Source organism: Collinsella sp. AF05-9 (assembly GCF_003465595.1).
Classification (GTDB): Bacteria; Actinomycetota; Coriobacteriia; order Coriobacteriales; family Coriobacteriaceae; genus Collinsella.
The window spans coordinates 1-11,972 of sequence record NZ_QSBB01000008.1; the positions used below are offsets into that span (position 1 = coordinate 1).

The following is an 11,972-nucleotide window of genomic DNA, read 5'->3' on the forward strand; positions in this document are numbered from 1 at the left end:
CTCATGGAAAACCTCCCATTTCCCGATGTCCAAGAAATGGGAGGCAGTTCACTATCCCCTTCGTGGTGGTTGTTGGCAGTTACCAGGGGGTTCTGGCGGTTGAAGACTCGATTGCTTCGTGGCGTTTGAGCTCGCGGCGCATGGTTTGCGAGTTGAGCCAGGCTGCCTGCCAGCCACGGATGGGGTAGCGCGCTTCATCCAGCTCAAACTGCGTATAGCCGCACGCGTTGATGATTGTTGTCCCGCATGCATGCTGGCGCTCACGCTGAAAGTCGCGACCATAGCATTGGTGCACATGCCCGTGCACCATGTAGTCGGCCCCCCAGGACTCAAGCGCTGTGTTAAAGCACTCAAACCCTCGATGCGGCAGATCGTCCAGATCACCCATACCGGCGGCGGGTGCATGGGTAAGCAGAATGTCGCACCCGCCGACCATCCTAACCTTACGCGACAGCTTGCGCATGCGCTTGGACATCTCGCGTTCGGTGTACATGTTGGCGCCGTCGCGATAACGCATGGACCCGCCAAGGCCCGCAATGCGAATCCCTCGGTACGTGTACACGCTGTCTTCCACGCAGATACATCCGCCCGGTGCATGACGTGCGTAGCGGTCATCGTGATTGCCGCGTACGTAGATGAGCGGTTTGTTGATGACCGTAACCAAAAACTCAAGATAGTCCGGGTCCAGATCGCCGGCGGACAAAATCAGGTCGACGCCCTCAAAGCGTTCCTTGCGAAAGCACTCCCAAAGGCATCGTTCTTCGGTATCGGCTATGGCAAGGATTTTCATAGGGCAGGGACTTTCGGCTCATCGTCGAGCTGCGGAATGGTGCCTACCACGTTATCCGCCAGCCAATTCATCTCGACAATCTGCGTGCTCGGCAGCGGAGGGAAGCCTTCGATCTGTACCACGCCGTTCTGGCTGTGGAGCTCGCCGCCAAAGGGGTTGATGGATCCCTCGACAATGCCGTTGCGGAGCAACTGCACGAGTTTGCGCGTCTGGTAGGGTAGGCCCGGAGCGTAACGGATGTCGATAACGCCGGAGCTCATGCCGTACCAGTAGTTGACGGCGCGCACTTGGTTGTCATCGCTGGTTTCGTCCCACGTGCCGTGCAGAAGGCTGCGAACGATGAGCTCGTAGTAACGGCCCCAGTTCCATACCGGCATGGCGATGCCGGAAACCTTGCCATCGACCAGGCGGTGGAGTCCGTAGGCCGTAGGGTCTTCGAGCGACTTTGACATGTCAGCGCCGGTCATGACGCTCACGCCTTCGCGGCACATGGCCTCGGCAAGACCGCCGGCGGGCACATCGCCCCAGGTCAGGATAATTTGCGCGCGGGGGTCGAGCAGCGAGGCGCCAATCGCAAAGGCGTTGATCTCGCTAAGCGCGCCCGAGGCGAAGACCGACGCGTGGTAGCCGATACGGTGGTTGTCCGCCATACTGGCGGCAAGGGCGCCCAGGAGGAACTTGGCCTCGTACATCTTGCCAAAGTACGAACGGACGCTTTGGTGGGGAAGGCCGATAGAGCAGTTAAGGAACCGCACCTGGGGATACTCAACGGCAGCTCTGAGCGTGTATTCCATCAGGCGGTGCGAGGTCGAGAAGATGACGTTAGCTCCATGTTTGACAGCCGTTTCCACGGCGGCGTAGAACACGTCCGGATTGTGACAGTCCTCGAACGCCTCGGTGCGCACGATACCGCCAAAGTGCTCATCGAGATACTGACGCCCTTGGTCGTGCAGGCTGTCCCAGCTCGACGTCGCACAGGGGAACTCATGGATAAAGGCGATGCGCAGGGGGTTGGCCGCCGAGTAGACGGTCTTGCCCATAAAGAAGTTGAGCACGCCGGAGGTGGACTTGGCGAGCGCCTCTTCCTCATCGACGCTCGGCGCTTCGACAAGATCGACCTTGTCCTCGTCATTTTTGCCGGCAATGACCAGCTCGCGCCAGATCTTGCACAGGCGGTTTACGACGATATCCGTCGGCGTATCCAGCAGGCGGTCCTGGTTGTACACATTGAGGTAGACGAGCATGGCGTCGGCGGGCGTAATGTCCAGGTGGTCGCCGCCCGCGCGCAGGTAGGCGCGCTTAAAGAGTAGGAAGGTATGGCGCAGGTAGTCGACCTTTTTCTGCGGCCATTTTTCGATAAGGTTCTGACCGAGCATCTTGGCGAGCGTTTCGTAGCTTCCCTCACGCGAGAACTCGATCTCGTATAGGGGGCAGACGCGCCAAAACGCGCAGAACTCACCGTACAGGCGGCTTTCGACGGAATCCCATTTTCCGGGATAGAGGCGGGTGACCTTGGCCGAAACCGTCGGGGCGTCCAGGAATTTGAGGACACTGACGCGCTTGTTGCCCTCTTGGACGTAAAACCGATGCATGAACTCGGTGACGATGATGGGGTCGCGATAGCCCTCGGTCACCTGAATGTCGTAGAGGTTGGACCACTTGCGGGCGAACTCGGTGTTAAACGGCAGCAGGGGCATAAAGTTGCACGAAAAGGCAGACTGACGGCCCTTAGTAACCGTGCCGACGACCATTTCGAGCGGAATATCCCGCAGGCCGACGCTCTCTCGCTGACCTAAGGGGAGCTGGGCAACCAAGCTGTCGAGGTCCGTGAGGTACGGGTGCTCGCTTTGGCTGATGGCGCGACGGCGTCCTTGCTCGCCGCGCTTGCGTGCTTGACGATAGGCCTCTTCCATGGTGTCTACTCCCTTAGTCGTTTAAACAACGATATGAACCATGGTACCACGATGCGAAACCGCCACAAAGGTGCCTGTCCCCTTTGTGGCGGTTTAGGCGATGATGGGGGCGATGGCACGAATGCAGGCGTCGGCTGCCGTAAAAGTGGTGCTATCGTCGCTGACGATAAAGATGATTTTGCCCTTAATGCCAAAGTCGCCGATCTCGCTAAAGAGCACGTACGGCTCCTTGTCAAAGCCAGAGATGGGCGAGACGGCCGTTTTGGTTGCGCTCGTGAGCTCGTCTGCCAGCGCGTCAAGGGAAGCCCACTTAGACGTGTCCTTTACGGCAACGGGCACGGCCACGCGCCCAAAGGGCATCAGATGCACGAGCGTGTTCTTGGAGATGTTGGAGTTGGGCACAATGATGGTCTGCCCGCAGGCGTCCTCGATGGTCGTGTGACGCCAGGTGATATCTTGGACCACGCCCGACACGCCGCCGACCTCGATATTGTCGCCGGGTTTGATAATGCCCATAAAGGTCACCTGCATACCGCCGATAAGGTTCGACAGCGTGTCCTGAAAGCCGAGCGAGATGGCGATGCCGCCGACGCCAAGAGCGGCGACGAGGGCGTTTGCGTTGATGCCAAAACAGTTGTCGAGGATAAAGCTGCCGCCGATCATCCAGATGACGGCGCGCGCGATGTTGATGAAGATGCTTGATGAAGGGAGTGGGTTATCGTCGCGGCTAAGCAGGTGGTGCAGGGTCTTGGACGCGACCTTGGCGGCAACGGCGGTGCCGATAGCCAAGATACCTGCCCAGATGATGTTGTGGACCCATCGTTGTGCAAAGAAATGAAGAATTGGCTCAAACAATTCCATGTAGGGAAACCTCCTCATGATCGTTCAACCATGATACCCACCAAGAAGCCCGTCCGATCACATCGGACGGGCTTCTGCGCTCTATATAAAGTTTGCACGGTGGGGCTGCAAGGCCCGGCGGTGTAGCTTAACGTCGACGCTTCCAGATAATGCCGAGAATGATGATGACGATGCCGGCAATGAGACATGCTCCGACCGCGGCCAGCGCGCGATCTCCCGTTGCGGCAAGCTTACCGGTCGTCTTCTTGGCGATGACCTTCGTGGTCGTCGTGTCCGTCTTGGGCGAGGGCTTAGGCGTCGGGGCCGGTGTGGGTGTGGGGTCCACGGCAGCGGAGCCAAAGCTGATGGCGCCCGCGAGCGAGGCCATCTTGCTCTCCCAGCCATTCTGACCAATCAGTGCCCTCAGCGCCGCCTCGCACGTGCCCCATTCGGTGTGCTTGGTGGCGTTTGCAAAGGTAGGGAAGTCGGTCGTGTTGGTAATGATGTAGTTGTTGGTGGCGACGGTATAGGTCTTGGCGGGGTCGAGCGTGCTGTCATCCTTGGTGAGCGTGGCGCTTACAATGCGCTTGCCTTCGGATTGCGTCCAATCGATTGTCACGTTGATGCCGCCGAAGGAAAGGACGCTGCCGGAGTCGTCGCGCCACTTGTACTTGTCTTGCGCCTCCTGCTCGGTGTGGCCGGCCGCCACGTAGGCTTGCTGAAGCTCGTAGCTGTCGTTGCAATCGTCGCTGATCTGTAACGAGTGCTCGAGCGCTGCCAGGAAGTCCGCACCGCTCATGGTCCAGGTCTCGACGGTGTTGCCATAGGGCGAGATGGCGATGACGTTGCCGGCGGTCACATCGCCCGCCGCGATGCCGCCACGGATGCCGCCCGCGTTTTCGATGGCAAGGTCCGCGCCCGTCAAATTAAGATAGGAACCGCAGATCACATGTCCGATGGTCTGAGCCTTAGCGGTGTCGCCCGCTTTGCTGGGACGCAGATCGGTGGTGCGCACCATCTCCCAGCCATGCGTACCCGCGGCATCCTCGCCGTAGAAATAGTCAGTGGCGGATGTGCCGAGCACCTTGTTCGATTCGCTTTCAAAGGCGTCATCGAGTGGCTTGATTTTGTTGCGAACCTCGTCGAGTTGGTTCTGGTAGAAGGCACCCTTGTCGGGGTCTGCCAAAAGGTCGTTCACGTCCTTGGCGGCGTAGAGCGTCTCGGCGCCGTCGCTTGCGGAGACCGTCACTATGTCGTCGTTGGTGGTTTCGGTACCCTTGGTGTCGTACTCATAGGGAATGGAAAGCAGACCAACCTCGGCAAAGGCACTGCCCGCCTCGACGACGCGGACCGGCTTGCCATCGGCCCCCGTCACGTTCTCGTCTAAGTTGATGTGCTCGTGGCCCGCGACCAGGGCATCGACGCCATTGAGCTGTGCGGCAAAGGCCTTGGCGTTGAGCGCGTGCGCGATGCAGACGATAACGTTACAGCCCTCGTCCTCGCGCAGTCGCTTGGCCTCGGCGTTGATGGCGTCCGCCGCGCCCGAGAACGACGTGCCCGCGACCAGGTCCGCGCGCAGTGAGGAGCCCAACGACTCATCCATGGCTCCGACGACGCCGACCTTAATCTTGTAGTCAAACGTGGAACTGTCCTCGCTGTCCTTCCAAGTGCGGTTGAGCGTCTTGGTGATGCTCGAGCTCCATACGCCGTTCGAGGACGTTGCATTCGCGCAAAGCATGGCGAAAGGCGTGCTGGTGGCACCATTGCCGGCCATCGTGCGAAGCTTGTCCGCGCCGTAGCTCCAGTCATGGTTGCCCGGTGTGGTCGCGTCGTAGCCGTTTGCGTAGAAAGTGTTCATGAGTTCGGCGATGCTCTTGCCCTCGCTCATGGTGGCAAAGGACTGCCCGTGGAAGGTGTCACCTGCATCGAGCAGAAAGTCGGGGGCGTTGTTTTGGGCGCTATAGAGAACCGCCAGTCCGTCAAAGCCAATGGTGCCGGTGCCCTTGCTTGCGTTGTAGCTGTACTTGTAGCTGCCGTGGATGTCGTTGGTGTGCATCACGGTTACGGCGCCGTCGATAACTTGAGACGGGGTGGCCGCGGTGGCGTAGACGGGGGCGCCGATGAGCACGCCGGCGAGAAGCGCGGCGGTTAAGGCGAGACGGGGGAGGAGTCTTCTCATGGCAGTTTCCTTAGTCCTTAACAAAAACCACCACAAAGGTGCCTGTCCCCTTTGTGGTGGTTTTCTAAGTCGTTAGCTTAGTAGCATGCGGTCGTTGGCGAGCTCGCCGCCCGAGACCTCCTCAAACTTCTGAAGCAGGTCGGCCACGGTGAGCGACTTTTTCTCGTCGCCCGCCACGTCGTAGATCACGTGGCCCTCGTGCATCATGATCAGACGGTTACCCAGACGGATGGCGTCGTTCATGTTGTGCGTGACCATGAGCGTGGTCAGGCGGTTCTCGTCGACGATCTCCTCGGTCAGGTTGAGCACCTTAGAGGCCGTCTTGGGGTCGAGGGCCGCGGTGTGCTCGTCGAGCAGCAGCAGGCGCGGCCTGGTGAGTGTGGCCATCAGCAGGGTGAGTGCCTGGCGCTGGCCGCCCGAGAGCAGGCCGACCTTGGCGTTGAGGCGCGTGTCCAGACCAAGGTCCAGGCGCTTGAGCAGCTCAACGTACTCATCTTTCTCGGCCTTGGTGACGCCCCACGAAAGGCCGCGACGCTGGCCACGGCGCTTGGCGAGGGCCAGGTTTTCGGCGATCTGCATGTCGGCAGCGGTACCGCGCATGGGGTCCTGAAACACGCGGCCCAGGTACTTGGCGCGCTGCGACTCGCTCAGGCGCGAGATGTCGGTGCCGTCGAGCTCAATAACGCCCGAATCGAGCGGGTACACGCCGGCGATCATGTTGAGCAGCGTGGACTTGCCGGCGCCGTTGCCGCCGATCACGGTTACAAAGTCGCCGTCATTCAGGGTGAGGTCGACGCCGGTGAGCGCGCGCTTCTCGGTGACGGTGCCCTTGTTAAAGGTCTTCTTGACGTGTGAGAGCTTAAGCATCTGCCTCATCCCCCTTCGTGTAGGAGCTGCGGAGCTTATAGCGCTCCCAAACCACGGGCACGCACAGGGCCACGGCGACAATCACAGCAGAGAGCAGTTTCATGTCGTTGGCGTCCATGCCCAGCTGCAGCACGATGGCGCGGATGAGGAAGTACACCACGGAGCCAAAGACGGCGGAGGCCAGACGGACGGAGAACTGCGTGAGACCGCCGGGCAGCAGGCGGCCGAGCACCTCGCCGATGACGATGGCGGCAAGACCGATAACGATGGCACCGGTGCCCATACCAATGTCGGCATACTTTTGGCTCTGGCAGATGAGCGCGCCCGAAAGGCCGATGAGGGCGTTGGAGAGCACGAGGGCGATCATCTTGGTGGAGTTGGTGTTGACGCCCAGGGCGCGGATCATGTACTCGTTGTTGCCGGTGGCGCGCAGCGCCGAGCCGATTTCGGTGCCAAAGAACCAATACAGGATGGCAACGATAGCCACGGCGAGCAGGATGCCCAAGATGATGGCAACGGTGGACTGCGGCAGACCGGTCATATTGCTGACGGTCGAGAACACGGTGCCCTTGGCAAGAATGGGCGTATTGGACTTGCCCATGATGCGCAGGTTGATGGACCACAGGCTGATCTGGGTGAGGATTCCGGCGAGGATCGCGGGAATCTCAAAGACGGTGGTCAAAATGCCCGTGACGGCACCCGCGATGGCGCCGGCGCACATACCGGCCAGCACAGCGAGCAGCGGGTCGACGTTGTTATTGACGATGAGCACAGCGCAGACGCAGCCGCCGAGGGCAAAGCTGCCGTCGCAGGTCATATCGGGAATGTCGAGCAGGCGGAACGTGATAAACACGCCAAGCACCATAATGCCCCAGAGGACGCCTTGCGAAACAGCGCCCTGCAATGCAATGAGCATGCTTCATACCTCCTAGGATAGGATGGACACGTGAGTCACCATAATAGCGGTAACAATGCATAAAAGAGCTGCGGACGAATGTTTTGTCTCATCCGTAACAAGCAGGGCGAACGCCGGTCTTTGGCGTTCGCCCCTGTGGCTCAGATATTGAATAACACGGCAACGGCGCGAGTATGGGCCCTAGGCACATTGCCGCGCATGCCGCTACTCGTCCAGAGCGGAAAGATCGATGCCCAGCGCCTCGGCCATTTCGTCGTTCTTGACGACGACCAGGTCCTTGCTCGAGAGATGCTTGATCGGCATATCCTCGGGCTTGGCCTCGCCCTTAAGAATCTTGACGGCCATTTCGCCCGCGGCGTAGCCCAGATCCTCGTAGTTGATGGAGAGGGTGAACAGGCCGCCGGCCATGCACATGCCCTCCTCGCCGGTCACGAAGGGAAGCTTGTTCTCCTTGCAGATCTGGCCCACCTGCGAGGCGCCCGCGGCGATGGTGTTGTCAGTGGGGGAGTAGAGCGCGTCGACCTTGCCCACGGCAGATTCGACGACGGACTGGATCTCGTTGGAACTCGAGACGGTGAAGTCGGTGTACTCCAGGCCCAGTTTGTCGAGTTCCTTCTTGGCGGCCTTGATCTGGACGTCGGAGTTGGACTCGGCGGTGCAGTAGAGCAGACCGATCTTCTTTACGTCGGGCAGGACCTTCTGCATCATCTCGAGCTGCTCGGCGACCGGGGTGAGGTCGGAGGCGCCCGTGACGTTGGTGCCGGGCTTATCGTTGTCCTGGACCAGGCCCGAGGCGGCGTAGTCGGTGATGGCGCAGCCCACGATGGGGATATCGGCCGTGGCGCCGGCGGCAGCCTGCGCGGCGGGCGTGGCGATGGCATAAATCAGGTTGACGTTGTCGCCCACAAACTTGTCGGCAATGGACTTACACGTGGACTGGTCGTTCTGGGCGTTCTTCTGGTCAATCTTGACCTTAAGGCCGCTCTCCTTGATGGCCTTGACAAAGCCGTCGTTGGCGGCATCGAGTGCGGAGTGCTCGGTGAGCTGCAGAACGCCGATGGTGTAGTCGGAACCGGCGGCAGCAGAGCCGGAACCAGAGTTGCCGCCGCATCCGGCGAGCGGGGCGAGTGCGAGCAGGCCGGCGGAGACCAGGAGGCTCCTGCGGCTGATGGTGATGTCCTTCATATCATTACCCCCAGTATAAAAATGGCTGGAAACACTGCACTGGGACAAAGTGCAAGTGGAACTATAGTAGCGCTGATGTCCATTTTTACAACAGCCTGGCGGGTTTTTTAATACAGAATCGGATGGGCGGTACGGGTAGTCGAATGGGCGGCGGAGGGTCTTATGCGGCGGAGGAGGTGTCGTCCTCGTCCAGGGCGGCGAAGAGCTTCTTGCCGTCGAGGAGACGTGTGGTGACGTTTCTCATTCGGCCAATCTCTACTGTACGCAACGTGTCATCGGCGCCTCGGGCGTCATAGACCGTTCCCAGCAAATACGAGATGCCATCGCGCTGCCTGATGGCAAAGGGACGGAGTGTCATCCGTGCTGCTTCGGTTTCGCCGCGCGTCGTGACGCTCGAAATATCAAAACTCACCGTGGTTCCGTGGTCGATGGCCTGCTCGACGAGCTCGCACGTGTCGATGCGCTTGATGGGCGTGTGTGTTGCCTTGGTAGCCTTGCTGCCTGCGTTTGGAGCGGGTTCGGGTGTATCGAGGTAGCCGCGAACGTCGGCGCTCGCCATGGCAACTAAGTGCTGCGCCATGCTTTTTCGAATGGCGATGGGCGTAGAGCGGTTGCGCATGACCATGCCGTGGAGCCGGATGATCTCTTCATCGGTGAGCGGGCGGGTAAGAAGTTTGTAGCCCACGCCGCGTTTGTACTCAATTTCGTATCCGGCATGGCGAAGCGCAGAGATGGCGGTGTAGATACTGCGCCGCGCCGCCGAGATGGGCATGCGGGCGGGGTCGTCGGGATGGGCGAGGTGCCGGATCAACTCATCGGAAAGCATGGCCTTGTCCTCGCCGGTGTTTTCGCTTAATAGTTGCAGGATGCGAACGGCGCGATAGGCTGCCATCGAGGCGGCGCCTCTAGTCGTGGTGTCGTAGGTTTCAACAGCGGCTTCGGTCATGGTGCCCACGTCCTTTCCGTTTTGGGTGGCGACGGTATGGAGCCTAGGACGTGGGGCTTTCCCAGGGGCGCAGGGCGCTCTGGGCGGTCGGTAGTCGTCGGCAAACGGCGGGTCGAGTTTTCAACAGCCCTGCTCAACTGACCAAAAACTTGCCAAAAGCTTGACGGGTGCTGTTGAAAAAAGCGCCTCTCGACCGATGTCGAGAGGCGCTTGTGCGATGAGCGTTGGCGTGTGGCGACGCGAGCTAGCGTCCGACGATTAGAAGTCGGCGTTGCCCACGGTGCGCGGGTGCGGCAGGACGTCGCGGATGTTGCCCACGCCGGTCAAATACATGACCAAGCGCTCGAAGCCCAGACCGTAGCCGGCGTGCTTGCAGGAACCGTAGCGGCGCAGGTCAAGGTAGTACTTGTACTGCTCGGGATTCATGCCCAGGTCCTTGATGCGGGCCTCGAGCAGATCCAGGCGCTCCTCGCGCTGGGAGCCACCGATGATCTCGCCGATGCCCGGCACCAGGCAGTCGGCGGCGGCGACGGTCTTGCCGTCCTCGTTCATGCGCATGTAGAAGGCCTTGATCTCGGCCGGGTAGTCGGTCACGAAGGTCGGGCGCTTAAAGTGCTCCTCGGTCAGGAAACGCTCGTGCTCGGTCTGCAGGTCAATGCCCCAGCTCACGGGATAGTCAAACTTGTGACCGGCGGCGACGGCCTGCTCCAGGATCTCGACGGCCTCGGTATAGGTGACGCGGGCAAAGTCGGAGTTTGCCACGTGGTCTAGGCGCTCGAGCAAACCCTTGTCCACAAACTTGTTGAGCATATTGAGCTCGTCGGGGCAGGTTGCCATGACGTCCTTGAGGACGTACTTGAGCATGGCCTCAGCGTTATCCATGTAGTCGTTGAGGTCGGCGAAGGCCATCTCGGGCTCGATCATCCAAAACTCGGCGGCATGGCGCGTGGTGTTGGAGTTCTCGGCGCGGAAGGTGGGGCCAAAGGTGTACACGTCGCCAAAGGCCATGGCGAAGTTCTCGGCGTTGAGCTGGCCGGATACGGTAAGGCTTGCGTGCTTGCCAAAGAAGTCCTGGCTCCAGTCGACCTCGCCGGACTCGGTGAGGGGCGGATTTTTGGGGTCGAGCGTGGTCACGCGGAACATCTCGCCGGCGCCCTCGCAGTCACTCGTGGTGATGATGGGGGTGTTGACGTAGACAAAGCCCTGCTCCTGGAAGAAGCGGTGGATGGCAGCGGCCGCGACAGAGCGGATGCGGAACACGGCGCGGAACAGGTTGGTGCGCGGGCGCAGGTGCTGCTGGGTGCGCAGGAACTCGACGGTTGCGCGCTTCTTCTGCAGCGGGTAATCCGGGGCGCTCGTGCCCTCGACCTCGATGGAGGTGGCAGAAAGCTCGAAGGGCTGGGGCGCATCGGGGGTCAGTTTGACGGTGCCGGTGCAAATGAGTGCGGCCGAGACATTTTGGTGGGCGATCTCGTCGTAGTTGTCGAGCGCCTCGCGGTTCATGACGACCTGCAGGTCGCGGAAGCAGCTGCCGTCGTTGAGCGTAACAAAGCCAAAGTTCTTCATGTCGCGGACGGACTTGACCCAGCCGGCGACGGTGACGGTCTGGCCGCCGAGCGACTCGGCATCGGCATAGAGCTGCGCGATTTTGGTGCGGTTCACGTATCCTCCCATAACGGTTGAATGATAGTTATCCATACAGTTCGATATTCTAGCAGCTCGGCTCATTTGGGCTATACAGATAAGGCATTGGCGGGATGGTTTTTCAAACGAACCTTGATTATCGACTTTATCCGAACACCTCCCACATTCATCCGTACATGTACGGATGAATGTGGGAACCCGATACCCTGAGGGCCGGATCGGCCGGCCCCGGGAGATCGGAGGACGGCATGTCCGGAAAGAAGAAAAGGGGCTCCGCAAGGGCGGTCCCGAGGGCCTACGGAAGGCTCACGAGGCACGAGCGGGACACGGTCCAGAGGATGCTGGAGCGCAGAGCGTCGTGCAGGGAGATCGCGAGGGAGCTGGGCAGGTCGCCCTCTACGGTGAGCGCCGAGGTGGCGTCGCACAGGTTCGTGACGGCGCCGAAGGCCAGGCGCGGCGAGCGCGTGGACGCCTCCGCCGACCTGTCGGCGGCCTGCCCGCGCCTGGCCGCGTGGCCGCGCTGCTGCAACGGGTGCGGGCGGTACCGCGCGGCCGGCTGCAAGCGCCGCCCGCACGTCTTCTACGAGGCCCGGGCCGCGCAGCTGTGCGCCGACTCGGTCCTCGTCTCGTCCAGGCGCGGGATAGACGCCGACGAGCCCGCCGCGGCGGCCAGGCTGGAGGCGATAAGGGAC

At 60.9% G+C, this 11,972-nt stretch carries 10 protein-coding genes; 1 reads left to right on the forward strand and 9 read right to left on the reverse strand.

What is annotated here, in order from left to right; genetic code table 11:
• Window positions 1–79: 79 nt before the first annotated feature.
• The 9 genes from DWV43_RS03955 to asnS all read right to left on the reverse strand — a co-directional run bounded on the left by DWV43_RS03955 (window position 80) and on the right by asnS (window position 11,298).
• Window positions 80–790 (reverse strand): metallophosphoesterase, encoded by a 711-nt coding sequence (locus tag DWV43_RS03955; protein ID WP_117817093.1) that lies wholly within the window; start codon window positions 788–790, stop codon window positions 80–82.
• On the reverse strand, window positions 787–2,703 hold the full coding sequence (locus tag DWV43_RS03960; RefSeq protein WP_117817094.1) for a BMP family ABC transporter substrate-binding protein: 1,917 nt from the start codon (window positions 2,701–2,703) through the stop codon (window positions 787–789). Before DWV43_RS03960 ends, DWV43_RS03955 begins: the two co-directional genes overlap by 4 nt.
• Window positions 2,704–2,796: 93 nt before the next feature.
• Entirely contained in the window at window positions 2,797–3,564 is a 768-nt protein-coding gene (locus DWV43_RS03965) for a mechanosensitive ion channel family protein (protein ID WP_117817095.1), read from the reverse strand.
• Window positions 3,565–3,691: 127 nt separating this feature from the next.
• Window positions 3,692–5,722 carry a bifunctional UDP-sugar hydrolase/5'-nucleotidase gene (locus DWV43_RS03970; RefSeq protein WP_117817096.1) on the reverse strand — a complete coding sequence of 677 codons (2,031 nt, stop codon included), beginning with the start codon at window positions 5,720–5,722 and terminating at the stop codon, window positions 3,692–3,694.
• A 72-nt stretch (window positions 5,723–5,794) separates the two neighbouring features.
• Window positions 5,795–6,589 (reverse strand): ABC transporter ATP-binding protein, encoded by a 795-nt coding sequence (locus DWV43_RS03975; protein ID WP_117817097.1) that lies wholly within the window; start codon window positions 6,587–6,589, stop codon window positions 5,795–5,797.
• A complete protein-coding gene (locus tag DWV43_RS03980) occupies window positions 6,582–7,505 on the reverse strand; it encodes an ABC transporter permease (protein WP_117817098.1) in 924 nt (307 codons plus the stop codon). The genes DWV43_RS03975 and DWV43_RS03980 overlap by 8 nt, the downstream gene beginning before the upstream one ends.
• A gap of 204 nt (window positions 7,506–7,709) precedes the next feature.
• On the reverse strand, window positions 7,710–8,690 hold the full coding sequence (locus DWV43_RS03985) for an ABC transporter substrate-binding protein (protein ID WP_117635369.1): 981 nt from the start codon (window positions 8,688–8,690) through the stop codon (window positions 7,710–7,712).
• Window positions 8,691–8,850: 160 nt separating this feature from the next.
• Window positions 8,851–9,636, reverse strand: coding sequence for a hypothetical protein (locus DWV43_RS03990; RefSeq protein WP_117817099.1), 786 nt, complete (start codon window positions 9,634–9,636; stop codon window positions 8,851–8,853).
• Between the two features lie 258 nt (window positions 9,637–9,894).
• Window positions 9,895–11,298 (reverse strand): asparagine--tRNA ligase, encoded by a 1,404-nt coding sequence (gene asnS / locus DWV43_RS03995; protein ID WP_055285210.1) that lies wholly within the window; start codon window positions 11,296–11,298, stop codon window positions 9,895–9,897.
• Between the two features lie 230 nt (window positions 11,299–11,528).
• Between asnS and DWV43_RS10320 the strand changes: the two genes are divergently transcribed.
• The coding region (locus tag DWV43_RS10320) for a helix-turn-helix domain-containing protein (RefSeq protein WP_233542714.1) at window positions 11,529–11,972 on the forward strand (444 nt) is incomplete at its 3' end.